The sequence below is a fragment of the Ktedonobacter sp. SOSP1-85 genome (genome assembly GCF_016587415.1).
In the GTDB taxonomy this organism is placed as follows: Bacteria; Chloroflexota; Ktedonobacteria; order Ktedonobacterales; family Ktedonobacteraceae; genus Ktedonobacter.
The window spans coordinates 1,119,048-1,144,547 of record NZ_BNJI01000001.1 but is presented as its reverse complement, the minus strand read 5'-3'; the positions used below and the strand labels follow the sequence as shown (position 1 = coordinate 1,144,547).

Sequence of the window (25,500 nt, the reverse complement as noted above, 5' to 3'; positions counted from 1 at the left end):
GCAGGCTACTTACGCAAGTGGTGAATCTTGAGGGCGATCTGGAGCGAGAGGCGCAGTTCCGCGTCTTCCAAAGAGTGCCCGAGTAGTTCCTCGATACGCCCGAGGCGATAGAGCAGTGAGTTGCGGTGCAGGTGCATGGTGCGTGCGGTCTCGCTCAGATTGCCATTGCAGCGGAAGAAGCATTCTAGCGTTTCGAGCAGCGTCCCATCGTTGCGGCTATCTGAGTTGAGCAGGGGACCGAGCGTCTCCTGGTAGAAGGTATTGAGTTCGTTATGCCCATCCAGGTGGAAGAGCAGGCGGTAGACACCTAGCCGTGAGAAGGAGTGTAGCTTGCCTTCACCGAAGAGGCGGCTGCCAATCTCCAGAGCTTGTTGCGCCTCGCGGTACGACTGTGGAATGCCCTGAAGCTGCTGCGAGATCCGGCCAATACCACAGGAGCATTGTGTGTGTCCCTCAATGCGCAGACGTGTCTCCACGCGCTGGAGACGCTCATAGATCTCACCTTCGCCTGTGCCGCTACTCTTCTCTCCTGGTGTGCTCAGGGGCAGCAACGCCACCAGGCGCCGCGTCTCTGTAAGAATCCAGCAGCCAGGCCAGACGCGTTGTAGCTCATCCCGTACCCGCCTGCCCCACTGGGGGAGGGTCGGGCTATGTGTGGAGGGTGCCGCCTCTGTGGAAGCAATCTCAAAAACGGCGACCACCTGGGGAACGGCCAGGTCATAGCCTAAAATACGAGCCCTTGCTAGCACCTCTTCCGGCTGCTGATAACGCCCCTGTAAAATATTGGTAAACGCCTCGACATGGTAGCGATTCTCTACCTCATTGCGCTCCCGCTCACGGGCGACCTCCATGGCGAGAATAGGGGCTACCTGGCGTAGGATGATGCGTTCCAGGTAGTCAAAGTTATTCTCTTCCCCAATCAGGGAGATATAGCCAACCGCCTCATGGCGAATCATAATCGGCTCGACCACGCGCGTCAGTCCCTGTTGCCTGAGCACCTGGTCATTGAGGTGTATCGTCAGAGGTAATGACTGGCGTTCGGGAGGAACGCCCTGATTACGGATCTCATGTTCGGCGTCTTCTACGACAACCCATTTCTGCCGGTGCAGAGCCAGGTAGTCACAGATGCCCTGAGCACCTACTCCCTGGACGCTCAATTGCATCAAGTGATGGGCGATCTCGGTCGCCTGGCGCTCGATCTCGCCACGAAAGCTGACCACAAAGTAGATAATCTCGCGGGCAATCTCTTCTATCTGCGCATTGGCCGGGAGGAGAATGAGCGGCAGGTTATGCCGATCGGCAAAGGCGAGCGACTCCTCGCCCAGGGCCTCGCTGGAGGCTGCGCCTACCGCTACAGCGGATACGCCCGCCTGGTGGAGGCTATTTAGGAGATGGGGAAGGGTTTCGTTCAAGCGGCGGAGCTGTGAGAGGGTCAGGAGGGCAATTTCGCCACCTTGCACACTCTCAAATGCAGGGAGACGCACGCGCATAGGACTCGCCCAGGTGACACGACGCTCCTGCCCTCCTGCTCCCGCTACTAAATGAGCATCCCGTGAGGAGAGCAGGGTCAGAATATTTCGGACTGAGGCCGATGACGCTGATGGTAAGAGACTGCTCATGTTACTCACGGGATTTCATTCTCTCAGTAGGGACGTGCCTACATGCTTCTAGACTACGAAAAACTCTACGCATCTCTGATGCGCAGTCGTATTTACTCTTCAGAGTCGAGATTGCCGTCGAACTCCACGTCTTCGGCCTCTTCGCTCTCATCACCGCTGTCGTAGTACTCGTCCTCGTTCGAGAAATCTTCATCGTCATCACGGTCGAGGCGCAGCATCGAGTCCTTAATGTACGCGCGGATCGTGTCACCACCACCCTGCGAGGGGAAGCTCACCTTACCAAACATGTTGGGATGCTGGTACACCTCGCGGGTAATAATGCGTACACGCCCGTTTTCCACTGCCTGGATGCCAGCGACATAGCGGTTGCCACCCTGTGTGAACTCAATAATGCGGTTGGCCAGGCGTGGCTCGACCTGTCCAATAATCTCCTCCTCCGAGTTGCGCACCTGAAGGGTATGCCCATTGATGTGCAGTTGCGCGACATCACCAACTCCAACTTTCGCTAGAATGGCGCTTGTGGCAATATTGACCAGCTCGGTCACAGCGGTCTTGCCCTTCTCCTCCACAAAGAGGCGCGGATCAATGCGCTCTCTCCCACGGGCAGAGACCGGCCCTTCCTGCTCAATCAGCAGAGCCAGGCGGTCAATATTCTTCCTGGCAATGGTATTAGCCGGGCTATACTTTAAGGTCTGCGAGTAGGCATCATGTGCGTTCTGGTACTGCCCCAACTCGCTGTAAGCCTTACCCAGACGATTATAGGCGTCAGGCTCTGTGGGAAAAATATTCAAAACGTTTTTATTGGTCTGAACAGCTTCGTCCCACGAGCCTTCCTGGGCCTGTTTTATCGCCTGATCAGTCCACTGTTTTTTGAGTCGGATCTTCTCTTCCGATGATAGTGTTTGCGTCATCGAACGACACCTCCACCTGTGAATTTGCTATTTAAATTGCTAATTATACCTCAACAGCGCAACCTTGAAGGGACCAGGGTGTGGTCCGTTCAATACGCACATTGACGAGATCGCCAATCTGGATGGGCTGCTGCCCCTCCTCAGGTTGTGGGAAGAAGACGAGCTTGTTGGCCCGGTTGCGTCCCTTCCACTGCTGGCGTCCATGAGTCTCATTGCTTTCTTCGACCAGTACCTCTTCGATCCTGTCCAGGTACTGTTGATTGATCGCCAGGGCGATTTTGCTCTGGACCTCTTCCACCGCGTGCAAGCGGCGCTTCTTCTCCACCAGGGGAATATCATCCTCCCAGCGTGCCGCGACTGTTCCCGGGCGTACTGAGTAGGCGGCGACGTGTACAACATCAAAGCGTACGCGCTCAATCATGTCCAGGGTCGTCTGAAACTCTTCATCGGTCTCGCCGCAGAAGCCAACAATGACATCTGTCGAGAGCGATATATTCGGCCAGAGCTCACGGACACGGTCGATCTTCTCGTAGTATTCCTCGATGCTATAGCCGCGTTTCATGCGCTTCAGCGTATCGTTATGGCCCGCCTGGACTGGAATATTGAGGTGTTCGCAGACCTTGGGCAGGCTGGCCATACGCTCGATCATGCTATCCGTCATATAGCGCGGATAGGAGGTCATAAAGCGAATGCGGTCCAGGCCATCGATCTCGCTCAAGCTCGTCATCAGGTCCGCCAGGTTTGGCTGATTTGCCAGGTCCAGGCCATAGGATTCAATGGTCTGTCCCAGTAGCGTGACCTCTTTTGCCCCCTTCTCCACCAGCAGGCGAGCCTCTATCATCAACTCATCTATGGGACGGCTGCGCTCGCGTCCACGGCGGTACGGTACTATACAGTAGGTACACACCTTGTTACAGCCCAGCACGATAGGCAACCATGCGGTCGGACTGGCCTTCTTTGGCTCAATCTTCGTAGGATAATGTGCGATGCGCTCGCCGGGCTTGGGCGTAATCGCCATCGGCAGCACAGTACGTTTCCCCGAACGCGAAAAAGAGGTGGCGAAGGTCGGAGTCTGTGGCTCATTCGGCAGTATGGTGAGGCGCTGCGCCTGCTCAGAGAGCGCCTCTTCATTTGGCATGAACTCAATATCGAGGCAGCCAGCGCCAGAGATAGGGGTCCAACGCTCCTCCAGGAAGCGTGGCAGAATGTCAGCCTGCTCAACCTTCATGAAAAGGTCAATATGCGGATAGCGCTTGCTCAGTTCATCAATGGTCTTCTGATTGCCAATCATGCAGCCCATGAGTGCTACCAGCAAATCGTCGCGCTTCTCCTTGGCGTATTTGAGCAGCGCGAGCTGGTTGTGAGCCTTCTCCTCGGGAGCCTTACGTACGCTACAAGTATTGAGGACCACGAGATTCGCCTGATCCATATTTGCCTCTTCCCAGCCCATCCCCTCCAGCATCGTCTGAATACGCTGCGAGTCGGCCTGATTCATCTGACAGCCAACCGTCCAAATGTGATATTTCCCGCGTGGGATAGTTGTCGTGGTCATCTAACATGCCTCTCTTCGAGCGTGATTGCTAGTCATTGATCATATTGATCACAAAAATACTCTTGCACACCCTTCTCTAGAGACGGTATTATACAGCGTTGCTGAAGCTTTGTCTAGCAAGCTTGTTTGTCCCCATAGACGAAAGGATCATTTCATTCTCACAGAAAGCATATAAAGGGGGCGGACCCGCTGATTAGCGGGTCCGCCCCCTTCTCTTTACTCTTCGCCTTACTTCTGTTCGACCGCTTGCAGATTGCGTCGATCCTCGACGCGCGCGCTGGCGGTCTTGGACTCGCCACCCGTGGCGCGTGGCAGGCTATCGGCTGGCACCAGGTGAACATGCGGCGTATTGCCCGTGACAGACTTGACTGCCTCGGCCATCTGCTTCTGGAGCTGCTTCACAAACTCTTCGCTCTCCAGCATAGCGTTCTCTTTGACCTCCACCTTCAGATCGAAGGTATCCAGGCCGTTACGCTTGTCGACGATGATGCGGAAGTTCGCGCCCGTCTCGGGGAAGCGCAGCAACGCCGCCTCGATCTGGCTGGGGAAGACGATCAGGCCGCGAATGGGCACGGCGTCATCCGTGCGTCCCTTAATGGCTGCGATCTTCGGATGTGTACGTCCACAGGCGCAGCGCTCCTCCCACCAGACGCGTGAGAGGTCGCGGCTACGATAGCGCAGCATCGCCGTACCATCGGCATTGAGCCAGGTCCAGACCAGCTCGCCCTCTTCGCCCTCGCCCACAGGCTCGCCCGTCTCGGGATTGATGCATTCCACCAGGAAGGCGTCCGCCCAGGCGTGCATACCATCGCGTGTCTCGCATTCACAGGTCATGCCCGGCCCCAGAAACTCAGTCATGCCAAACTCATCGTAGGCCGTAATACCAAAATACTCTTCCAACTTGAGGCGTGTCTCCCAGGGCCATGGCTCCGCGCCAAAGAGACCAACTTTCAACTTGCTCTTCTTGAAGTCGATCCCCATCTCGCGCGCCTTATTGCCGACGTAGAGTCCAACGGAGGGCGTCATACACATGCCAGCCACGCCAAAGTCAAAAATAAAATCGATAAAGCGCTCGTACTGGCGCGCATCCGAACCCATGGGAATGACCATCACGCCCATCTTCATCGCGCCATAATGGAAGCCAAAGCCGCCCGTGGGCAACCCATAGCCATAGCTATTCATAAAAACATCGCCTGGCCGCAGACCTGTCATCCATAGCTCGCGTGCGTTCAAGTCCGCCCAGTTTTCAATATCCTTCATCGTCGCGAAGACCGGCACACTCTTGCCCGTTGTGCCACTGGTTGCATGAACCTCTACCGCGCCATTCTCGCCGCCAATGGGAGCTAGCGCCATCCCATAGGGGTAGGCCCCGCGCACGCTCTTCTTCTCCAGGAATGGCAACTTGCGAATATCTTCCAATGACTGAATATCCGAAGGCTTGACCCCCGCTTCATCATAGAGCTTGCGGTAGAAAGAATTCTGGTGGTAGACGAGCTCTACCATCGCCTGCAAACGCTGTAGCTGTAGTGCTTTCAGCTTCTCTTTAGGAAGGGTCTCTATCTCTTCTTGAAAGAATCTACGAAAACTCATCAATAATTCCTCCGGGTCACATAGTTATCTATTTCAACGCGATAGCTTTCTTTATGGTAGAAATAGCTTAGCATACGAGCCCAAATGTTTCCCTTCTACCTCGCCCACACCGTTGAGATATTGAGATAGAAGCTGGAAAAATTTTTTTCCTTCTATAATATGCCATTTATTCTAGCATGACGCAGTGGGATACGTCTATTTCTAGGTACTCCCCGCTACTGGCGTACCCTGTTACTTCCCCCAGTAGCCGCGTACGCCAGTGCGCAGCCCTAGTAGCCGCGTACGCCAGTAGCGGACTTATATGATATGATGAAGAAAAGCTCATTTATTCTTCAGCTAAAACATCCATTACTGGAGCACACATTTCTATGACAGAAGCAATCGTCCGTGCCGTAATCTGGGATCTTGACGGCGTCATCATTGACAGTGCCGACTCCCATCGCAAAGCCTGGTATCGCCTGGCGCAGGACCTGAACATCCCCTATAGCGATGAGCAGTTCTGGTCCACCTTCGGCTGGCGCAATGACGCCATCATCCCTACCATGGTCGGCGAGGCCACCCCTGAGCGCATCAAAGAACTGGCCGACCGCAAAGAGGCCTACTTCCGCGACTATGCCCGCCGTACCATCGCCTTCCTTCCTGGCGCGGAAGAACTGCTTGCCGCTCTCCACAAGGCGGGCTATCCCCAGGCCCTCGCCTCCTCCACGCCCCGCGAAAATATCGCCCTGATCAGCGAAGTCCTTGGCCTTGAGCGCTATCTCAACGCCCTGGTCTCGGGTGAAGAGGTTGCGCGCGGCAAGCCTGCCCCCGACGTTTTCCTCAAGGCCGCCGACTCTCTAGGTGTCGCGCCCACGCGCTGCCTGGTCATCGAGGATGCCGTCGCCGGAATCGAGGCCGCACGCGCCGGCGGTATGCGCTCCATCGCCGTAGCTGGCGAGCGTGATCTCCCCGGACTGCGCGCCGCCAATCTCGTCGTCAAAGACCTCACCGAAGTCACCCTACAGAGTATCCGAGCCCTGGCTTGACAGGCACCTTGTCGAGTGGCACAATAGCACATGTCCACCGACGAGGAGGCGTAGGGGCCCCGGTGGGTCTCACCGTCTTCAAAACGGCTGGGGGTCGCTCGGCGCGGTCCCCGGTGAGTTCGACTCTCATACGCCTCTGCCTTTTTGAGCGAAATGTATGTTTTGTGCTGTAACTTTACCCATAGTTTTGCAGATTCTGCAAAACTATGCTTCCATTTTTCTCTGCAAAACTATGCTTCTTCTTTGCAATACCAAAGCAAAATACGTTAACCCTTGCGAGAACTCTAACTTTTTAAATTCATCTCATCGCAAATCTTACTTAAAGCGTCCTCGATGTCCTTCTTCCATGCCTTCATGTTCAGCTGGCCACGTATTCTATGTAGAGTTGGATAAGTGCCTTGATCTTGCAAACTCATAAAAACTTCTTTTACTTGCTCGTAAACAAGTTGTTTCCGTATCTTACTATCGTAATAGTGCAATCTGTCGTTCCAGGCCACAGGTATCCAGTACCCAGAGCACGGTTCGTAAGTGTTGAGCGCCAATCAAGAGAACTGATGATGACCAGCGAAACGGTACTTACCAGATCAATGATTACGAACCGCGCTCTAGTGCGCATTCCAGTGACCAGCGCCAAACTCCACTCATTTAAATAGGATGGTCTATTTTCCAATTGCAACCGGTGGAAGAACATGAGTAAATAAGCCTCACGCATGATCACCGATCTAGAAAATGATAGCATCATATGGACAAAGCGAGCCAGGGGCTGACAGAACGTATTATCCCAACGCTCGACACGAGATTCTCTAACCTCTTTGATCTGGGCTGGCTACTTCCGGTCATCTGTTTCTCAAAAACTGATCTTTGCCTCCCTTCAGAGTAATGCTCTCGAGTAAAAACATGAAATAGAGATATTAGAGATTTAAACAAGCTTCTATTTTTTCGGAGTTACGATGAAATCGCTTACTTTTTTCGGAGTTAGCATGGAATATTTTGGGGGCTTCAATCAGCTTTTCGATCACTTCGTGCTCATTTCATGTCGGAGTGACGGTGGAATTCTCAGTTGGGTACAGCCGCCCGCCGTAATTTTAGAAAAAACGAAAAATCCGGAATAACTTTAGAAAAATCCTTAGAAATTCTAAAATTAGAGCGGACGGCATATGAAAAATAGGAGATAGGTATGAGTATTCCGGTTCCCATCTTCGTTGCAACAAGGCAAACCCAGGGACAACGCGACAACGATTTCTGCTTCGTGCCCGAAGGGGAGATTGTTACCTTTCCTGTTCTCACTTGCGAGGGCGAAGAGGCTGATGGAGCGTGTGGGTGTCGTCGCTCCTTGTGTGGAGTATATTCCTCAACAGGCACGACGACGATGAAAGTCGCTCTGCTCGAAGGTGGATACCCTGCACTGGAGCAAGCTATTCGCTCATCTCTCGGAAGGGGAGGATGGCCGCAAGTCGGTATTGAGAAGACGATTGCAAAGATCGTCACTGCGGCCTCACAGTTTCCCGTCGGGACGATTGTGGAATGGCGCGATGACACTTTTACCGCTCGGAAGAGCTAAGAGATATTTATACGCGGTGCGGCGAGAAAACCACGAGGTCTTCAGCCTCGTGGATGAACGCCGTATCTTACTCCTATCCCTGACTTTCAATAGACTGGCGAATAGTCTCTTGGCTTGCATTCCCGATAGTGCAGCAAAAATACCCACCACTCCAAAAAGTTGGTAGAGGAGAAGGAACTTGGTCAGGGCAATCGCATCTAAATTTTCAATCGGCCTGTAGAGAGCATCTATACAGCAGAGATTTAAAAATGGGCTTGTTAGGGCATGGCTTGTAGAGCCAATTCCCCAAATTAGATGCGATTGCCCTGGGAACTTGGTAGGATTTTTTGACAGGTCATCCATGAGGAGCGCGCACTCACTCTCTTCATCTTCTCAAACTTGGGAATTGGTTTCAAATCGACCTTTTTCCCGTCTATCATCATCAAAAGAGCATAACCAGTAGACATACGGCCTTTGATAAAGTATTCCTGACCCTGGTAGCGCACTTTGTCGAATTTGCGAAAGCCCTGGATTTTCCCTGTTGTGATCCGTTGCTCGCTTCGCTTTCCTTTGGTTTGCTGATACTCTCCATCTGGAATGCATTTCTTGACAAGCACCGTTTGTATCTGAAAAACAGGCTTCTTTCCGCGTGTGGCAATCATGGCGGCATCAAAGACATGTTCTTTGGGAAGTCCCGCAAGCAATCGATGTTCTTTCGTCACGAAGCCCCACGTTTCTTCCGCCTCAACGCGTTTCAGCAATTGCATGCGGATGCTGTTCATCTGGGTGGCATGCAGCAGATTCCCTTTTTTCTTGCCGGTGCGCTTGAGCGTCATCATTCCCGCGTGAAGGGCTTCATGACAGGTCTTGCAGAGCGTCAAGAGATTGCTTTCCTCATCGCTTCCGTGTTGGCTTCGGAAAACAATGTGATGCACTTCGAGTCGTTGATCCTTTGATTTCCCCCGGCAGTGTTGACAGGTGTAGCCATCTCGTGTCAGCACATAGGCTTTGGTATTCGCATACCCGTAGTTCATCCCTTTTTGATACAGCCACTTCTTTCGCAGCACCTCTGGGTTTTTGAGTGCATGTGGGTCAAAGGTTCCTGTTTCCAGCACCATGGACGTGATTGGCAACAAAGATTGCGCAAAGCGGATTTCTCGCAGATGGGCGTCGATCTTGCTTCTCATGGTTGGGGAGAATCGCCCGATCTTGATGGAATTCCTCCGATTCAACCAGCGTGCAGGCCGATAGCGTGTCTTTCGGTTGCGGCGATCTCGACGATGGGTGGCTCGTGCTTTCATCGTCGTGGCAATATCATTGCGCACTTCTACTTCAGAAAGATACAAGATGCTGCCCTGTTCATCCGCGACAGCCGAACCAATCACCGCACTTCCGGTATCCACTCCCAAGGTCAAGGGTTGTGTGTAGGTACGCTCTGGCTGTGCGTACAACTTGATCGTAAAAGGGATTCTGCGGACGACTTTGGCCTTTCCCTCTTTGAGTAACAAACGGGCAATCGCAGCAGAACAAGGCATAAGCGGCGCCCTATCTGGTGATACGACATAGATACTCTTCATACGATTCCTTTCGGAAAAATGCTCCGGCAAGCGCCGGGTGATGCGTATCTCTGCACTGTGACCATGCAGAGAATCCGTCCTCATCTCGACAAGGTTCAAAAGGCTTGTTAGGCCTGGATCACCGGGCCTTTCCTCAGCCCTACTTAAATCCAGGCGACAGAGCAGCGGTCTGATGCGTCAACCGCAGGTGTCATGACCTTTCAAACGGTCTCACCATTTCTGATGAGGAGTCTGGTGAACTCAGGCTTCTTGCGAAGCCCCTGAGTCTTCAGCTCAGGGGTAGTTCACCCTTTGCACCAGCTGCTTTGATGCCCCTTTGTCTTTCATGGCTCAAGCAGTCCCTCCGAGTATCTCCACTTCAGGTCCTCCAGCGCTTGCTCCTGCTCTTCGGCAAGATAGGCTTCATGCTCTTCTGGAGTCATTTGCTCTATCGTATACACAAGCTTGTTTCCATCCCAACCAGCGTCGAGGAGAAAGCCATTTCGTTGTGCTTCCTGCTGGAGCTCATCCAATTCGATGTCAACGCTCGAAAAGAACTGGTAGTCGCCACGGGCGATTCTGCGCTGGAAATCAGGGAGTTGCTCGAACTCAGCATATCGCCTCTCCGACAATTCGATATAGCGATGAAGCGCCTGCTCTTTGTTAAATTCAGTCATCAGCCCTGTTGTCTCCCTCCCGGTTGCATGACATGCCCAATGTACTGTCTGATTTTTTCGGCTCGCTCTAAAGAGCGACACCTAGAGATACGACTTGCCATACTTGTGATTACAGCAACAAAGTCGTCTACCAAATTATGGCTGTGTCTGCTGCAAACATCAACTCAAGCTGGTGTCCTTGCAGTTTACTACACCTGAAGTTTTTCCGCAAAACTATGTTTCCCCGAAAAGATCCTGGTTCGGACGAAGGTGGAAAAAGGCAGCTAGCCTGCTTTGCCATTGAGCTTAGCAAACTGCGTCTTCCTGCAAAACTACGCTTCATCTTCTTCTCTGCAAAACCATGGGTAAAGTTACACAATTCTCTGCAGCCATTATACAGAACAAATCTTCGGGAAGAGAATAAGGCTACTCAGGAGCTACCTTGATTTTCTGTCCCATCAGGCATTTGGCCGTCAAATAAGGTAGCTTGTTCAGCTGGCGGAAGCTGGGCTGGTTTTTTCCCATGTTTTCCTTTCAGCTTCTTCAGAAAGTTCTGCGGATTCACCACGGGGCGCTCTAGATCCTGCTCCGTCAGTTGACGTATGGTATCACTCGTCTTTGCTGTCTCGCGGGCATCTCTTTCAAGGTCCTCAACACCGTGAGTGTCATGCTCGATATGCTTGGTGGTTGCCGTCGCCTCGGCCAGCGTCAGCAAGGCCAGTTCAACGCGATCCATATGATCGCGAACATTCTCGCGTTTGGGAAGCTGCTTTACCTGCTTATGCTCTTCTGGTGTCACTCCCAGCGCGCCCTTATGAAGGATCATAGTCAATTTGGCAAAGTGTAAATGCTCGACTGCACCTCGTCGGCGCCACTGATCGGTAAGTTCGTTGCGCCCGACCAAATTAAGGATACGGTCCTCGATCCATTTCTCGTTCATGCCCTGCTGCTGGTATCGTTCGCGAACCCGTTCCAATTCGGCCTCGACACGATCGATCTCCTCTTGTTTGAGGCGCTGCTCACCGACCTCTGCGAGCCAGAGCTTAAACTCTTCGACCTTCGGGCTAGGAATGGATTGCAGCAGTCTCAGGATAGTCTGGCGGGTAGCATAGTCATGTTTGCGCAACCGCTTGTCCTTGGGCAACTTGAGTTCAAACTGTACCATCTCCTGGCGCACTACATTAAACCCTTCCGTTCGTATCCTGCGTTTCATGTCGCTCCAATAATCGGCGGGATCTTTGGCGACCTCGAGAGCATCGATCACATCCACGACGCGATACCAATTCTGTCCTTGATAGAAGATTTGATGGATGCCATCCCACCCGGACGAATGCGAGAATGGATGCAGTTCGTTACCAGTGATTTCAATCTGCTCGTGCTCTTCCGACATGTAAGCCACCTTTCAAATAACTCCGGCAATTTGCCGGAGTTATTTTCTCCAACAGGGAGCCGGGAACAGAGAGGAACGTCTACAATGGCAAACTCATAGTAAGTGCTCCACTCCGCCTCCTATGAATAGCATGATACTACTTCGTCCGTACTTGCCCTAAAAGAACGATCAGGGCACGGTCGCCAGCGGTATTCTTCGAGACAACCACTTTTTCGTGCTGCTCTACAGGCAAGCACGTCTAAATTAGGGGCAGTTTGAGGTTTTCTCTTCTTCACTCATGATGGTTTCCCAGATAGCTCCCGAACCGCTTTTTGATCTCCTCTCCCGCCTTGATTCTCGCCGCAAATACCGGGACAAACTGAGCGTAGGAGGAGTCCTTTCGTATCCGTTCCAGCTTCCAGCCTTCCTCCACATCATGGTACAGGAGCAGATAAAAGCCGCTCCACCTGGGGGAGTACCCAGCTTTGCGCTTGTAGGGGCAGCGGGCGAAAAAAGAAACCAGGACATGAGGGAGCGGCGCGATGGCCTTTGTATCCATCCGGCAGAAGTCGATCCCACCCACGCCTTCCCGGCCATCCACCAGCAGGCGTTCCCCCTCGATCCATGCGGAGAGGAGGGTGAGGGCCTCGGCTGGGACGTCTTTGCGGGCAAGCGTCACTTTCGTCAATGCATATTCTTCGCGCGTGAAGTACGGCGGCTCTCTCATTGGTTTCTCTTTCCTCTTTTCCGTCTTTTCTTGCTCCGCACCTTCCCTTGACCTCTCAAGATCACGCTCACCTGCGCGCCTTGAGGTAGAGTCCCTTCATGTCGGTGCAGCGCGGCAGCTGTTTGCTCGGCCATCGTGTCCTCTTGCTGTTGAATGCGGAAGAGCCAGCCTTTCCGTTCAGTGTGAACAGGCGACCAGCCGTCTCTTTCGGTGATCCCGTAGGGGGCGAGAGTAGCCAAAAGGTCTTTCAATGGGCCCATTCCCCACATATCCGTCTCTTTCCCTCTTGCCCCGCTGGAAAGACAATAGACGGGGGCGTCTTGGGCTTTTTTCTCAAGGTCTGTTACCAGGAACCAGTTCTCCCCCCTCTCGATCAAGGCAGCAGCAAAAGGACTCTGTGCGAGAGCATCGACAAGAGAACGGGGCGCATTCCTCGCCTTCTCGTATTCGCCCTGTGGATGCAGATCCCGAAACTGCGCCTCATCCTCTTCCTCGCGCAAATCATAAACCAGATCATGTCCATGGTCGCCAAGGAGGACGTTGTGTTGTTTGACGACCTGGATAAATGCCTCCATCCAGCCCGGCGACGTTTCAATCGACAGACAAGCGGCATCAGGCATCATCACTACTCCGATCTCACCCTGCTGAACATCCTGAAGCAATCGAGAAAATGTCTCACGGCACTCTCCAAGCTCCTCATGATATGCGAAATTCCTCATTTTGCCGTCGTGCGTTGCCGCATAAATCGCCACTTTGCGGTCATGATCTACTTGCTTCAAAAAGGCCAAGCTTTTCATCTGGCTCCCCCTCTGGAGACTCCTGACTTTCGCCAGGGGAAGGAAAGAGGCGTTCCTTTTTTAGAGGTAGGGAATGGATGGCTCTCCTTACCTGTTGAGGTACGCCGGTTTTCTGCAGCCGACCTGGAGCGGAATGCCTTCCAGATCAAGGCTCGACCTTCCTTGACCTTTGCTCCCTGGGTTAATCGTTTGTTGCTTCGATAATCGTGCAAGCTGACCACCTGCCTCTTCCGACCAAACGCGCTCACACTGCACCGTCCAGAGCGGGCGTGCTGGCGCAAGGTTCCAGAGCCTTGCGCCCCAAAGATCGCGTTCCACCATACGGTTTGCACGCTCTACCGATGGTCGCTTGACACCAATGGAATTAGCGTCGATACCATCTCACCTGCACTAGAGACTGCAATTAGCCCATGTGGGATTTTCGGCTCCGATCACAAAGGTAGCCAATACCCAAGAGTCTACTGTATAGTCTCTTCCTTTTAAAGAAATTCCAATAAAGCCTATGTTCCCTTTTCAGGGAGTGATTACGAAGATTACCCCTTTTTCGCCGGTCGATTGTCATGCACGCTTTCCGGGGATATCCTCCTCTCCCCACGTGGATCTAGGAGCATTTGAGACCACACGGGCCTCACTTACTTGATACCACGCCTCCCCTGTTGTGGGAGAAACAGTCAGAGAAAACGGTGAGCATCTTCCTTCTCCAGCTATGATACCAAACGCAGCTTACCGCTGACTCACGAAAATTCACGAGATACTCACGATCGCGCAGTATAATGGATCCCATAATTAAGACAAATTTTTGAGGTGGCTGAAGGTGGAAGGAGGAACCATGTCGGTCATAAGAAAAATGTATACGACTGAGTTTAAAATGAAAGTGGTGAGGGAGATCCTGCGAGAGGAGAAAACGCTCTCACAAATTGCTTCGGAGTATGCAACGCATGCCAATGTCATTTCCCGATGGCGAGATCAAGCGCTCGTAGCTCTGCCAGGAGCTTTCAATGACCAGGCAGCAACAGATCAGGCAGCCAAAGAAGCGGCTTGGGAAAAAGAACGAGAGGAATTGTACGCCGAGATTGGGAAGTTGAGTACGCAACTGGCCTGGATCAAAAAAAATGTGGCCACCTGCTTGACTCGCGATGAGCGGATCCAGTTAATAGACAGGAGCAAGGCGGACCTTTCCTTAAGCGTGCAGGCTCAGTTATTGGGACTCAATCGGAGTAGCCTGTACTATCAGCCGGTTCCTGTACTGGCTACTTGGTACATCCGTTCGCAAAATTGTCATCTTCGCCTTCTCCTTTTCTCTATTTGTTTGGTGCATGAAACTTGAGAGCGAGAAAAGGCCTCAAATATGCAAGAGAAACAGATGCTTGTGCGGGAGAATATGCTTAGGAAAGACATGCAAAGATGGGCAAGAGAGCTTCCACAGGTACCTTCACACCGCAGTATCATAGTGATGCACCTCTATCACTCATTGTCTTGTTAATTCTGTTTGCGTCTCTTTAGGCTATCAATTGGTAGTCATGGTGCAGCCCAGCCAAGATCGGAACTGCTACCACCTTGGTTCCCTCGTATGGAGGGGCACCAGAAGATCCATACACTTCGGGAATCTGCTGTTGAATCCCTTGATGCGGTCGTGCCCGATTGAAGTATGCTTTATACTCATTGAGCACGCGTTGGAGTTGCTTCTCATGGAGGATCAGCAGATGGTCAAGGTATTCTTGCCGCACACTCCTCACAAAGCGTTCGCAGACAGCGTTCGCTCGTGGTGCGTGATACAGCGTTTTGAGAATCTCGATGGCTGTGCTGGCTACTTCGGTCATCCGTTCTCAAATAAGCCGATCTTTGCTTGCTTTCATCACAATTCCATCAAAAGAGTAACTGCAAAATAGCTGTATTAGTGCATGGAACAAGCATGTACTTTTTTCGGGGTTACGCTGGAATCGCTTCCTTTTTTCGGGGTTAGCATGGAATTTTTCGGAGCTTCAAATCAGCTTTTTGATCACTTCGTGCTCATTTCATTTCGGAGTTACGGTGGAATTCCCAGCTAGCAAGGACGAAAACAATGTTCTGGCTGGCGTTTGTTTTTATCGTTTTTTTGCTTCTTCTTAAGAGTGGACAATAGCATGAAACTATGGCAAAATAGTACAAAAGTTCAGTTTTTGGCTGAGTAGCGAAGCCATAAAACTGATGATCCCTTATGACGAAGAGGAGACATGCATGAGTACACCGATTCCTATCTTCGTTGCAACAAGGCAAACCCAAGGACAACGCGACAACGATTTCTGCTTCGTGCCCGAAGGGGAGATTGTCACCTTCCCAGTCTTCACTTGCGAGGGCGAAGAGGCTGATGGAGCGTGTGGGTGTCGTCGCTCCTTGTGCGGAGTACACTCCTCAACAGGCACGACGACGATGAAAGTCGCTCTGCTCGAAGGTGGACGTCCTGCATTAGAGCAAGCGATCCGTTTTTCCCTCAGAGATGGAGGATGGCCGCAAGTTGGGGTTGAGAAGACGATTGCAAAGATCGTCACCGCGGCCTCACAGTTTCCCATCGGGACGGTTGTGGAATGGCGCGATGACCTATTTACCGCTCGTAAGAGCTAAGAGACACTTATTTGATGCCTCCTTTGACTTTCATGGCTCAAGCAGTCCCTCCGAGTATTTCCACTTCAGGTCCTCCAGAGCTTGTGCCTGCTCTTCGGCAAGATAGGCTTCATGCTCCTCTGGTGTCATCTGCTCTATCGTGTTCACAAGATCGCTTCCGTCCCAACTTGAGTCGAGGATAAAGCCATTTCGTTGTGCTTCCTGCTGAAGCTCATGCAATTCGACGTCAACGCTCGAAAAGAACTCGTAGTCGCCGCGGGCGACTCTGCGCTTGACATCAGGGAGTTGATCGAACTCAGCATGTCGCCTCTCCCACAGTTCGATATAGCGACTAAGCGCCTGCTCTTTGTTAAATTCAGTCATCAGACCTATTGTCTCCCCTCGGTTGCATGACATGCCCAACGCACTGTCTGATTTTTTCGGCTCGCTCTAAAGAGCGACACCTAGAGATACGACTTGCCATACTTGTGATTACAGCAACAAAGTCGTCTACCAAATTATGGCTGTGTCTGCTGCAAACATCAACTCAAGCTGGTGTCCTTGCAGTTTACTACACCTGAAGTTTTTCCGCAAAACTATGTTTCCCCGAAAAGATCCTGGTTCGGACGAAGGTGGAAAAAGGCATTCGGCCTGCTTTGCCATTGAGCTTAGCAAACTGCGTCTTCCTGCAAAACTATGTTTCCTCTTCTCTGCAAAACCATGGGTAAAGTTACAGCCTGTGTCATTATTCCCATGGTCTTGCAGAGTTTGCAAAGCTATGCTTCCATTTTTCGCTGCAAAACTATGCTTCCTCGAAAAGACACAGTACATATGAAAGCAGAAAAACGAAGTCGCACTACTTTCTCATCGATCTCAACTGCCTAATAGGACAACGCCAGGTTACATCGTCATCTCAGTCGTCATAGCCGCGATCTTGGTAGCAGTTCTCACAGAGCCGATAGTGATGGCGAAGGGGAAGGACACGTCCACAAGAGGCGCATCTCTTGCGAGTGTCCAGCCGAGAGAGGAGAGCCTGATCAATACGCTCTGCGAGAGCGTAGCGAGCTCTGCGGATCTCTCCATAGCAGGGGCCAAATGGTCGAAACTCAGGAGTGCGAGCTAGCCACAGATATAGGTCGGCACAGGCTATTACCTGCTCAGCTCGTACCAGGTCATCAGAACTGGCGAGATCTTTGGGTGGGTCTGGAGGGGAAGGAAGGCGGTCCCCTTTGACAATCGCTCTGGCACACCATCGCCAGTAGAAGCGCGACTCCGGTCGTGCTGGCGCATGAGTCAATTTGACGGCTGCGCCCAAGCCCAGGTCTGCTTCTTCCTCTGGTTGTAGCATAGAAGCCAGCTCAATGCGATCCCCGAGATCGGCAGTCTTGATGAAGGATCGCATACTTGCCGGGATAGATTCCAACTCACACCACTGACGCAGGCGAGCAGCAAGTCTCCCTGGGAGCAGGGCCAGGTCTGAAACCGATGGAGTTACATATGCCTGCCTAATTGGGGAAGGAGTCTGCTCAAATTGCTGGCGGAGAAAATCAAGATCTACCTTATTGAGCGCCGTGATAATCCCTTGCTCAGCAAGGCCAAAACGTCCCGCCCTCCCCCCGATCTGGTGAACCTCCATCGCGGTGAGTGGGCGTACCCTCTTGCCGTCATATTTTTTCGTTTCATAGAAACAGACGGCATCTGCGGGAAGGTTTAAACCCATGCCAATCGCATCGGTAGCCACACAGATCTCCGTCTCACCACAGGCAAAACGATCAGCTTGCCGACGGCGGACCTCTGGCGGCAATGCGCCATAAACGATGGAGACTTTTCGCCCCATCTGTTCCAGATCGGTCTTTAATGCCAGGACCATGCCTCGAGAAAAGGCGACCACAATGGTTCTTGCCGGAAGATCTCGCAACTTGTAGGGAGTTGTTGCCATCCTGAGTGGGATGAGACGGGAAGATTGCTCAAAAGTAAACGGTTGCCCAACAGCGTAAAGAAGTCGTTCCACGAGAGGTCGAGAAGCAAGCGGCCCAAGCACGAGCATTTCTTCCGCACGCGCCCCCATCAGAGCACGTGTCCAGGCCCAACCTCGATCCGGGTCCCCTAACATATGAGCCTCATCGATAACCACGCACCCTCCTCTAGAACGGGCATCGAACATTTCAATCGTGGCGGCAGTGATCTGTGCTCCTCTTACAACAACCTCCTCTTCCCCTGTGAGGAGATTACAAGCAATCCCTCTGCGATTAAGAGCGTCATAAATTTCATAGGCTAACAGGCGCAACGGTGCCAAATACCAGCCGCTGCCGGTAGCAATTAATCGTTCAAGCGCGGCCCAGGTCTTTCCGCTGTTAGCCTCGCCCAGCAGAACTTTGATTCGCTGATTCGCTCGCTGCTCACGTCTCCAGTCCGGGAAGGTTGCAATGAGCTGCTCACGAAGCACGCTCTTTTCTGCCTCTTCACGAGCTTTCTGAGCCAGGAGAAGTTTCTGCCGCTCTTCTTCCGCAGCTTTCCTTGCCTGTTGAATAGCTCGCCAATTGTCATCGAGCACTTTCTGGTAAAGTACGTACGTAGCTGGCAACTCCCAGCGCTCTCTGACTTCTCCCCAGCTGGCTCTCGTTGTTGAGATACCGAGTTTTTGCAGGCGGCGGTACATGCTACTCCGATGGACTCCACAAGCTACTGCCAGGTCACGAGTTTTCAGAATGATAAAACCTGCTATCTTCTCATAAAGTTCTTCATGAGTGGCAAAGGCGTCAACGGTTGAGGCTGGTATACGGAGTAGGCCATCTGGGTCTCTAAATGCCGGGACAATCCCCTGCTCTATAGCTGCAAGAAACGCTTTCTCAGGGAGACCAATCCTCCTGGCCGCGGGCTGCGTGCGATAACTGCGACTAACAACCTGCATACGATTGGTTTTGCCTGCTTTCGCCCCCGGGCGTATGGTCTCTCCACACAGGTCAAGCAACTTCTTCCACTGCTCCTCCCTTGCCTGGACGAGCGCTTTCATCTGGGATTTTGCGTACTGGAGGGCTATTTTCTCATCAATATCACCGCGCCTCATCCACCAATGCTCGCGAGGAGGAAAGGTGGTGGTCAGGGAGATCTTGCTGACCTGCTTTTGATGAATCAGCCAGTGCCGCTGTCGGTCGTTGAACAGGCTGTTCCATTGGTCTTCGTTAAAGATGCCTGTGACATGGGATGTGAGGGTCGCTATGGCTTCTGATACGTCTTGCTCTTCCCGTCTGCGCCTGGTCAAAAAAGCGGTAAGTTTTGTGCTGATTGTGACACGTAGAGGATCAAAAACAAATTTTTCAGAAAGAGCAAGTATATTCTGCTCCTGGAGCCTCATCAGGACACTGTGGTAATTTGGAATATCTCCAAAGCTTTCAAGCCAAAGACAGCCCTCATCGCTCTGGTCGAGTCGCAGGATAGCCTGAATCTCATCGGGACAGGTTAATTCGTCAATGCGATGCTTTCGCATCTGCGCCAGTTCTTGAATGGTTGGACCAGCCACTGTCCCACCGCTTGTTATTGCTGGAATTTGTGGGCGAGCCCATTTTTGCTTCTGACAGACATCCCTCCATGACACACGAGAAGCATCAAAAAAAGTTAATCCTTTGCACCCTACTTCTCTCTGAGAGGCTTCTGTGCTTATTGATTTCCAGGAGCCATTCATCTTTTTTACATCAAAATGCTCATGAATCTGCCGCCATTCGAGGTATCCCTCAGGGACATGTTTCACCAGCTCTGCAAGTAAATCGACACTAAAAGGCTTTTTTGCCATCTACTTCCTCCACAGAAATACGGGCCAGGGAGCCCCGGTCTTTGCAAGCCGGGGAGGACCCCCCGTAGGGGGCACGGCGGCCGTTCCTTACGGGCTGATGCAAACGAAACAACGATCTTTGCGTTCAGTAACAGCGATGCGTGTCTCTGCTTAGTTGCAGTAGACATACATCAATTACCTGGCTTATAACCTCACATACCACTGGTCGCCGAGAACATTGAGCGCTTTGTGCGCGGCGATGCCAGCGCGCCTGGCGGTGAGTCCAAAGAGCACTTTGTGAACTTCAATCACAGTTCACTCCGTGTGGAGACCCGCATGCCTTCAGGCTGCGGGAGGAAACACGGGCGGACGGCGCTAGCCTCCGCTCGTCTCTGTTGGTAGTTTCCCTTGCGGGAGAGCCTTTTTAGCAGAAAGGCTCAAAAACTGTTGCTCGATTCCGAGCACGCACGGTCAAAGCCGTGGTTATATTCCCCTTCGAGGTGGCGATACAGGCATAGGTCCGTGACCATCTGCTTGGGCGCGGCAGGTAGTGGTCCAGACTAGGGGGGCATCTGGACGTACTTTTGCTCTCTCTCTAGCACATGAGCCTGAGATCGAACTATTTCTTAGCCCGGTATCGCTGCTCCACAAGCGGCTCAACACAAGGCTGAGCGGATTGTGGCCTCTAGTCAACACTTGCGTTGCGGTTAGCCCTCCCCACTAGCCCGCCCCGTTTTAGGGGGCGGGTTGTTGACATGAGAGGTGTTCTCCTGTACCCAATCAGCCTCCTTCACGAGTTCCATGTGCTGCTCCGTCAGCTGCGGGGCAGCGGTGATGGCGTAGAACGGATTGATGAGAATCCTCTGCAAGGTGTCTTCTGTGAAGTGCGCCACGCATTTCCCCTTCCGTTTGGCGACTGCACGATCAGCATCGGCGCTGTCTCTGGAAACGAGGGAACGGAGTGCCTGTCTCCGCCCCATCCTCCCTTGCAATGGTAGCAAACCACGCTCACCTTAGGCCCACAAAAGTTCACGAGAAGCTCACGGGCCTTCATGGGAAAGTTGAAAGATCCGGGTAGACAAGTCTGGCCTTCCCCCCAAGCGGGAAAGGCAAACCGCGCAAACTGGAGCGCGGTGCCACTGCCAATGCGGTGAGAACGGGGAAAGCGCTCAATCGGCGCTGTCTCGGATCAGTAGCGGCCCTTCGTTGCGCTTGGGCATTCCTAAGCCCTTGACAACTTCTCGGTTTTGCCTGAACTGCCACTACGAGGAAGGACGGGGTGTTGCGTGCGGCAAGTACCCGTGCTATTTGCCCCTCGGGGATCTTTCGGGCAATCGCGTGGGCTTGCTTTTCTGCGCGGGCCCGTCTTCGGTTTCCCTCCGTATCGCCTGTCGGACTCTGCCGCAGCAGATATAGGGATGCGCTTCGGTTGCTGCAAATGGGGAAGGCTTGCATTTTCCGCGAGAGAGGCACGGTTCGGGAGGAATTCGTGACCTCCCATGTGAATACAGTGAGTACGGCCGCCATAGAGGAGAGGCCGATGGGTTACCATCGCAGTGAGGATGGATCCCTGGGCCCGGCAGGGCTCTCGATCAACTCATCTGCGATCAACACGTTTTGCACCTCTTCGAAAGGACGGGTAAGCAATGCAGGAGAATCAGAGCGAGATGGTGCAGCTTCTGCGCCGGATCGAAGACGAGTATAGTGCCGCCAAGGTCGGGCTATCAGGTCTTTGCAGTGGGGCCGCGAAACACCAATTCATCACGGCTCGGATGGAAAATATAGGGGCGTATTGTGCACGTTTGTCTCAACTTGTCGGTGAGGAGAACGCGATACGCTGTGTCCTCGAGGCGGCGGAACGCCAAATACCGTAGAAATGCGCGATCTTTCCGGCGCTGCGAGGATGCCCCACAGGGGTTCGGTGCCGTGCAAAGGCGAGATCCAGTCGCTGACCCATGGCAGATACGAGGTAGCAGCTGGGAATCCGGTGTTGTCAAGAACCCAATGCCCTCAAAGGGCATTGGCTTGTGCGAACAAGCCCTGCTTGACTAGTCTTGGTCCGGCTTGGACTCCGTTTCACTGGTCAGGACACCCTGTCATGCCTGCTCTAGTGGCTCGCTCTGTCGTTGGTGCTTAAACAGATCTCATGGGTGGGATCAGTGGTGCCGACACGACAAGCCAGTGAAACATTGACGAAGAGCACAACACTCCGAAAGGAGGTAGATGGTATGTTCATCTACATTTTAAATTGCCACGGCGAACCACTCATGCCTTGCCAGCCCAGAAAGGCCCGACTGCTCTTGAAAGCGGGCAAAGCGAAAGTGGTCAAGATGGTACCTTTTACGCTGCAACTGCTCTACGGCAGTAGTGGATACAAGCAAACGATCTCTTTAGGCATTGATGCTGGCACTCAGCATATAGGAGTGTCGGCAACCACTGAGAACACTGTGCTCTTTGAGGCAGAGGTGAAACCACGCACTGACATTCAGAAACTCCTTGCCACACGTCGGCAATTCCGTCGTGCGAGAAGGGGGCGCACGACAAGGTACAGATCAGCCCGGTTTCTCAATCGGAAAAAGCCTGATGGTTGGATCGCTCCATCTATCCAACATAAAGTGGACGCACATCTCAAAACAGTCAAGATGGTGCATACACTCCTGCCCGTGAGTAAGACCACGATTGAGGCCGCACAATTTGATCTCCAGAAGATCCTGAATCCACAGATCGAAGGGGTGGAGTATCAACAAGGTCCACAGCTGGGCTTCTGGAATGTCAGAGAATACGTGCTCGCGAGGGACTCCCACTGTTGCCAGTGGTGTAAGGGAAAGTCGAAAGATCCTGTCCTGAGTGTGCATCATATTGAAAGCAGGAAGACTGGGGGCGATCGGCCTGATAATCTGGTGACGTTATGTGAGACCTGCCACGATCTCATTCATCGAACGCACCAGGAGAGTAAGATTGTCAAACGTTCTAACGGCTTTCGCGATGCGACCCAGATGGGAATGATTCGTTGGAAGATCTACGAACAGGCTAGGGCTCAGTTCCCGCGGGTGTATCAGACCTATGGGTACATCACGAAGCATCAGAGGATCGTTCATAAGTTAGAGAAATCTCACATGGTTGATGCACGGTGTATTAGTGGCAATCCTCTGGCTCAGTCAGATGGGACCTGGTATCTGGTCAAATACGTCAGACGCAATAACCGCCAACTGCACAAGGCAACGATCAGGAAGGGTGGCAAGAGGCAAAGAAGCACAGCACCGAAATACGTGCATGAATTTCGCTTATTCGATTGCGTGAGATATCAAGGTAAGGTCTGCTTTGTCTTTGGCAGAAGAAGTTCCGGCTACTTTGATTTGCGGACCCTAGACGGAACGAAGATCAGTGCGAGCGCAAGCTACAAAAAGCTGAAGATCGTTCAGCAGGCTTCAACTTGCTTAGTCGAAAGGAGAGTGGCTGTTCCTCCCACAGCCTGAAGGCATAGAGGTCTCCCTGCCACAATGTGATGATGGGAACCTCTCCCTATTCGCCTATTCCGCAAGGAAAGTGCGTGCCTTGCTGATCCGGCGCTTCCACTTTCGCCCCTGCCTCCTGAGAATAGGGTGTTGGGTGATGTTCCCAGGAAAGGGGGGTAACAAGCCATGGATTACTCTGAAAAAAGCCTACCGGTATCTCCTGATACCAAATCGGCATACCACGTGACGGTGCGCGAGCTCCCAAGCCACGAGCGGCCGCGAGAGCGGCTGCGCCGCTACGGCCCGCAGGCGCTCTCGACCATAGAACTGCTCGCGATCATCCTGCGTACCGGCAGCACAAAGGGGAGCGTACTCGAGCTGGCCAACCGGCTCCTCGCCAAGTACGGAGGGCTCAGCGGGCTCATGCGCGCCGATTTTAGCGAGCTCTGCCACGAGTATGGGCTCGGAGAGGCGAAAGCGTCGCAAGTGAAGGCCGCGCTCGAGATCGGGAGGAGGCTGAGTATGCTGCAGCCGGACGAGCGCTACCGCATCAGGTCCTCGACGGACGCCGCGAACTTGGTCATGCTCGAGATGGCGTATTTGGACTACGAGCAACTGCGCATCCTGCTCTTAGACACGAAGAACCAGGTCGTCGAGAACATCAGCCGCTACCACGGGACGGTCAATAGCTCGGTTATGCGCGCTGCGGAGATCTTCCGCCCCGCGGTTATCCGCAACTGCCCGGGTATCATCCTCTGCCACAACCACCCCAGCGGCGATCCAACCCCTAGTCCAGAGGACATCGAGAGCACGAAGCAGCTCGTTGTGGCAGGTCGCATTCTTAATATCGAGCTGGTTGACCACATCATTATCGGTAACTTGCGCTTCGTCAGCCTGAAGGAGCATCTGAGGTGGGAGTGATTTGAGTGCGGGCGTACCAGCACTCCACCTTCAGCTGGCATTCCTGGCAGCGGGGCCTCCTGGCTTTGCAGACGAGCGCCCCGAAATCGAGCACCGACCAGTTGACCTGGAGGCAATGCTCCCCTTCAATCAGGAGCGACGCGAGCCGGTGGAGCGATCTGCTGCGCTCCTTCCCCGACAGCCCGATCGGCCCAAAGAAGCGGACCAGGAGCCTTGCCATGTTTACATCGAGGAGAGCTTCGGTCCGCCCGTACACGATGGCCAGTACCGCGCTCGCCGTGTAGGGGCCGATGCCCCGCAGGCGCTCTAACTCCGCGCGGGAGCTGGGGATGGTGCCACCGCGCTCCTCGATCGACTGCGCAAGCTGCCGTAACACCTGCGCCCTTTGCCTCCAGAGCCCCAGCGGTTTCAGCTCGCTCTCCAGGTCCTCCAGGCGGGCCAGCGCGAGGGACGCCCACGATGGGTAGCGCTTGATGAATCCGCTGTAGGCTCGGGCTACCGTTGCGGCGGTCGTTTTCTGCAGTAGGATCTCAGCGATCGCGATCTCGTAGGGCTCCCTACGCGGATCGCGCCAGGGGAAGGAGCGCCCGCTGCTCCGGAACCAGGAGAGAAGTTGCAGGCGCAACCAGGCGGCGCGCGCTATCGCCTCCGGCGCGGGCTCGTAAGGGATTGCTTCTGTTCGCTCCATTGCTTGGCTCCTCCCTAGCCTTTTGGAACGGCCCGGCTACTAACAGGCGTGCTCCAACGCTGGTACTCGGAAATCATGGAAACGATCCGCGACTGCACTAGGGGCTTCCTCACCACTTTCTGAGCGCCCGTCAGGCGGGCTCTCAAGCGGCGTAGAATCCCGTCGCGACTGCTGAGGAGGACGATGGGAACCATAGAGCGGAAATGGGGCTCGCCCCTGAGGTACTTCAGTACGCCGAAACCGTCCACGTTGGGGAGGTCCATGCCCAGGAAGAGCAAGTCAGCGGGACCGTAGCGGCTGAGAAAGCGCAGTGCCTCCAGCGGGTCGCCGAAGCAGACTACTTCGTATCCCTCGCGGCTGACGATTACCTCGAGGATCTTGCGCGAAGTAACCGAGGTATCCAACACCATGATCCGCAATTGCCTCTCCATTGCTACTCCTCCTGACTCTCTCTTTGTTGCCGCTCCAGGCCTCCATAGCTACCATAGCATCCCTTCCTCATGGCCTCCGCATTGGCATTCACCGAGGAAAGGCGGTTACCTCACAGCTCTCTCACGGCATTTGGCAACAGCGGGGACCGCCCGGAGCATGGGTGGCGGGAACCTTCCTTCCGCCCTTTCGCGGTTGCCTAAGAATAGGCAGGGAGAGGAAGAGCGTGGACCGGTGAAGGCCCCTTTCACGGTTAGCTCACGAAGGATCACGACATCCTCATAGCGGCGCGGGGCCTCCCTGCTATAATCTGGTA

General features: G+C 53.4%; 22 protein-coding genes, 1 tRNA gene and 1 pseudogene. 8 read left to right on the top strand and 16 right to left on the bottom strand.

The genetic code is table 11. The annotated features are described in order from the left end of the window. Nucleotides 1-5: 5 nt before the first annotated feature. From KTE_RS05075 to KTE_RS05060, 4 genes are all read right to left on the bottom strand, one after another. A complete protein-coding gene (locus tag KTE_RS05075; RefSeq protein ID WP_201379213.1) occupies nt 6-1,619 on the bottom strand; it encodes a helix-turn-helix domain-containing protein in 1,614 nt (537 codons plus the stop codon). 92 nt (nt 1,620-1,711) lie between these two features. Next, entirely contained in the window at nt 1,712-2,530 is an 819-nt protein-coding gene (locus KTE_RS05070; protein ID WP_201379211.1) for a tetratricopeptide repeat protein, read from the bottom strand. Between the two features lie 43 nt (nt 2,531-2,573). Next, nucleotides 2,574-4,082, bottom strand: coding sequence for a MiaB/RimO family radical SAM methylthiotransferase (locus tag KTE_RS05065; RefSeq protein WP_201379210.1), 1,509 nt, complete (start codon nt 4,080-4,082; stop codon nt 2,574-2,576). 228 nt (nt 4,083-4,310) lie between these two features. After that, nucleotides 4,311-5,672: a phenylacetate--CoA ligase family protein gene (locus KTE_RS05060; protein ID WP_201379208.1), complete on the bottom strand. Its 1,362-nt coding sequence runs from the start codon at nt 5,670-5,672 to the stop codon at nt 4,311-4,313. Between the two features lie 368 nt (nt 5,673-6,040). Here KTE_RS05060 and KTE_RS05055 point away from each other — a divergent pair, with 368 nt between their 5' ends. The 3 genes from KTE_RS05055 to KTE_RS05045 all read left to right on the top strand — a co-directional run bounded on the left by KTE_RS05055 (nt 6,041) and on the right by KTE_RS05045 (nt 8,258). Beyond that, complete coding sequence (locus KTE_RS05055) at nt 6,041-6,697, top strand: HAD family phosphatase (RefSeq protein WP_201379206.1); 657 nt, start codon at nt 6,041-6,043, stop codon at nt 6,695-6,697. Nucleotides 6,698-6,741: 44 nt separating this feature from the next. Continuing rightward, a tRNA-Sec gene (locus KTE_RS05050) sits at nt 6,742-6,836 on the top strand. Nucleotides 6,837-7,874: 1,038 nt separating this feature from the next. Further along, nucleotides 7,875-8,258, top strand: a complete 384-nt coding sequence (locus KTE_RS05045) for a hypothetical protein (RefSeq protein WP_201379204.1) — start codon at nt 7,875-7,877, stop codon at nt 8,256-8,258. 73 nt (nt 8,259-8,331) lie between these two features. Here KTE_RS05045 and KTE_RS49460 read toward each other — a convergent pair. The 6 genes and pseudogenes from KTE_RS49460 to KTE_RS05015 form a co-directional block, all read right to left on the bottom strand. Next, nucleotides 8,332-8,409: pseudogene (locus tag KTE_RS49460) on the bottom strand (IS200/IS605 family transposase); the annotation flags it as partial. 139 nt (nt 8,410-8,548) lie between these two features. Beyond that, nucleotides 8,549-9,814: an RNA-guided endonuclease IscB gene (gene iscB / locus KTE_RS05035; RefSeq protein WP_201379202.1), complete on the bottom strand. Its 1,266-nt coding sequence runs from the start codon at nt 9,812-9,814 to the stop codon at nt 8,549-8,551. A 323-nt stretch (nt 9,815-10,137) separates the two neighbouring features. Continuing rightward, nucleotides 10,138-10,470 (bottom strand): hypothetical protein, encoded by a 333-nt coding sequence (locus tag KTE_RS05030; RefSeq protein ID WP_201379201.1) that lies wholly within the window; start codon nt 10,468-10,470, stop codon nt 10,138-10,140. Between the two features lie 409 nt (nt 10,471-10,879). Further along, nucleotides 10,880-11,839, bottom strand: a complete 960-nt coding sequence (locus KTE_RS05025; protein WP_201379199.1) for a BRO family protein — start codon at nt 11,837-11,839, stop codon at nt 10,880-10,882. A gap of 271 nt (nt 11,840-12,110) precedes the next feature. Next, nucleotides 12,111-12,545 carry a hypothetical protein gene (locus KTE_RS05020; protein WP_201379197.1) on the bottom strand — a complete coding sequence of 145 codons (435 nt, stop codon included), beginning with the start codon at nt 12,543-12,545 and terminating at the stop codon, nt 12,111-12,113. Next, nucleotides 12,542-13,333, bottom strand: a complete 792-nt coding sequence (locus KTE_RS05015) for a hypothetical protein (protein ID WP_201379195.1) — start codon at nt 13,331-13,333, stop codon at nt 12,542-12,544. Before KTE_RS05015 ends, KTE_RS05020 begins: the two co-directional genes overlap by 4 nt. 823 nt (nt 13,334-14,156) lie before the next feature. Here KTE_RS05015 and KTE_RS05010 point away from each other — a divergent pair. Beyond that, nucleotides 14,157-14,669, top strand: coding sequence for a transposase (locus KTE_RS05010; RefSeq protein ID WP_201379193.1), 513 nt, complete (start codon nt 14,157-14,159; stop codon nt 14,667-14,669). A 172-nt stretch (nt 14,670-14,841) separates the two neighbouring features. Here the strand turns inward: KTE_RS05010 and KTE_RS05005 are convergent, their stop codons facing one another. Beyond that, nucleotides 14,842-15,162: an integrase core domain-containing protein gene (locus KTE_RS05005; RefSeq protein WP_201379191.1), complete on the bottom strand. Its 321-nt coding sequence runs from the start codon at nt 15,160-15,162 to the stop codon at nt 14,842-14,844. 397 nt (nt 15,163-15,559) lie between these two features. On the opposite strand from KTE_RS05005, the gene KTE_RS05000 reads away from it, so the two are divergent. Beyond that, complete coding sequence (locus tag KTE_RS05000) at nt 15,560-15,943, top strand: hypothetical protein (protein WP_201379189.1); 384 nt, start codon at nt 15,560-15,562, stop codon at nt 15,941-15,943. A 30-nt stretch (nt 15,944-15,973) separates the two neighbouring features. Here the strand turns inward: KTE_RS05000 and KTE_RS04995 are convergent, their stop codons facing one another. From KTE_RS04995 to KTE_RS04985, 3 genes are all read right to left on the bottom strand, one after another. Further along, nucleotides 15,974-16,306, bottom strand: a complete 333-nt coding sequence (locus tag KTE_RS04995) for a hypothetical protein (RefSeq protein ID WP_201379187.1) — start codon at nt 16,304-16,306, stop codon at nt 15,974-15,976. Between the two features lie 529 nt (nt 16,307-16,835). Next, on the bottom strand, nt 16,836-19,712 hold the full coding sequence (locus KTE_RS04990; RefSeq protein WP_201379185.1) for a helicase-related protein: 2,877 nt from the start codon (nt 19,710-19,712) through the stop codon (nt 16,836-16,838). A gap of 686 nt (nt 19,713-20,398) precedes the next feature. After that, complete coding sequence (locus KTE_RS04985) at nt 20,399-20,692, bottom strand: hypothetical protein (RefSeq protein ID WP_201379183.1); 294 nt, start codon at nt 20,690-20,692, stop codon at nt 20,399-20,401. 645 nt (nt 20,693-21,337) lie between these two features. Between KTE_RS04985 and KTE_RS04980 the strand changes: the two genes are divergently transcribed. From KTE_RS04980 to radC, 3 genes are all read left to right on the top strand, one after another. Further along, a complete protein-coding gene (locus KTE_RS04980; protein WP_201379181.1) occupies nt 21,338-21,565 on the top strand; it encodes a hypothetical protein in 228 nt (75 codons plus the stop codon). A 354-nt stretch (nt 21,566-21,919) separates the two neighbouring features. Beyond that, on the top strand, nt 21,920-23,167 hold the full coding sequence (iscB, locus tag KTE_RS04975; RefSeq protein WP_201379179.1) for an RNA-guided endonuclease IscB: 1,248 nt from the start codon (nt 21,920-21,922) through the stop codon (nt 23,165-23,167). Nucleotides 23,168-23,332: 165 nt separating this feature from the next. Beyond that, complete coding sequence (gene radC / locus KTE_RS04970) at nt 23,333-24,067, top strand: DNA repair protein RadC (protein ID WP_201371751.1); 735 nt, start codon at nt 23,333-23,335, stop codon at nt 24,065-24,067. Here radC and KTE_RS49455 read toward each other — a convergent pair. Then, nucleotides 24,036-24,755, bottom strand: a complete 720-nt coding sequence (locus KTE_RS49455; protein WP_201379177.1) for a hypothetical protein — start codon at nt 24,753-24,755, stop codon at nt 24,036-24,038. The genes radC and KTE_RS49455 overlap by 32 nt on opposite strands. Nucleotides 24,756-24,769: 14 nt before the next feature. Then, nucleotides 24,770-25,186, bottom strand: coding sequence for a PleD family two-component system response regulator (locus tag KTE_RS04960; protein ID WP_201379176.1), 417 nt, complete (start codon nt 25,184-25,186; stop codon nt 24,770-24,772). Between the last annotated feature and the right edge of the window lie 314 nt (nt 25,187-25,500).

Coding starts and splice junctions, on each gene's coding strand:
- KTE_RS05075 (WP_201379213.1), bottom strand. CDS start 1,619: ATGAGCAGTCTCTTACCATCAGCGTCATCGGCCTCAGTCCGAAATATT.
- KTE_RS05070 (WP_201379211.1), bottom strand. CDS start 2,530: ATGACGCAAACACTATCATCGGAAGAGAAGATCCGACTCAAAAAACAG.
- KTE_RS05065 (WP_201379210.1), bottom strand. CDS start 4,082: ATGACCACGACAACTATCCCACGCGGGAAATATCACATTTGGACGGTT.
- KTE_RS05060 (WP_201379208.1), bottom strand. CDS start 5,672: ATGAGTTTTCGTAGATTCTTTCAAGAAGAGATAGAGACCCTTCCTAAA.
- KTE_RS05055 (WP_201379206.1), top strand. CDS start 6,041: ATGACAGAAGCAATCGTCCGTGCCGTAATCTGGGATCTTGACGGCGTC.
- KTE_RS05045 (WP_201379204.1), top strand. CDS start 7,875: ATGAGTATTCCGGTTCCCATCTTCGTTGCAACAAGGCAAACCCAGGGA.
- iscB (WP_201379202.1), bottom strand. CDS start 9,814: ATGAAGAGTATCTATGTCGTATCACCAGATAGGGCGCCGCTTATGCCT.
- KTE_RS05030 (WP_201379201.1), bottom strand. CDS start 10,470: ATGACTGAATTTAACAAAGAGCAGGCGCTTCATCGCTATATCGAATTG.
- KTE_RS05025 (WP_201379199.1), bottom strand. CDS start 11,839: ATGTCGGAAGAGCACGAGCAGATTGAAATCACTGGTAACGAACTGCAT.
- KTE_RS05020 (WP_201379197.1), bottom strand. CDS start 12,545: ATGAGAGAGCCGCCGTACTTCACGCGCGAAGAATATGCATTGACGAAA.
- KTE_RS05005 (WP_201379191.1), bottom strand. CDS start 15,162: ATGACCGAAGTAGCCAGCACAGCCATCGAGATTCTCAAAACGCTGTAT.
- KTE_RS05000 (WP_201379189.1), top strand. CDS start 15,560: ATGAGTACACCGATTCCTATCTTCGTTGCAACAAGGCAAACCCAAGGA.
- KTE_RS04995 (WP_201379187.1), bottom strand. CDS start 16,306: ATGACTGAATTTAACAAAGAGCAGGCGCTTAGTCGCTATATCGAACTG.
- KTE_RS04990 (WP_201379185.1), bottom strand. CDS start 19,712: ATGGCAAAAAAGCCTTTTAGTGTCGATTTACTTGCAGAGCTGGTGAAA.
- KTE_RS04980 (WP_201379181.1), top strand. CDS start 21,338: ATGCAGGAGAATCAGAGCGAGATGGTGCAGCTTCTGCGCCGGATCGAA.
- iscB (WP_201379179.1), top strand. CDS start 21,920: ATGTTCATCTACATTTTAAATTGCCACGGCGAACCACTCATGCCTTGC.
- radC (WP_201371751.1), top strand. CDS start 23,333: ATGGATTACTCTGAAAAAAGCCTACCGGTATCTCCTGATACCAAATCG.
- KTE_RS49455 (WP_201379177.1), bottom strand. CDS start 24,755: ATGGAGCGAACAGAAGCAATCCCTTACGAGCCCGCGCCGGAGGCGATA.
- KTE_RS04960 (WP_201379176.1), bottom strand. CDS start 25,186: ATGGAGAGGCAATTGCGGATCATGGTGTTGGATACCTCGGTTACTTCG.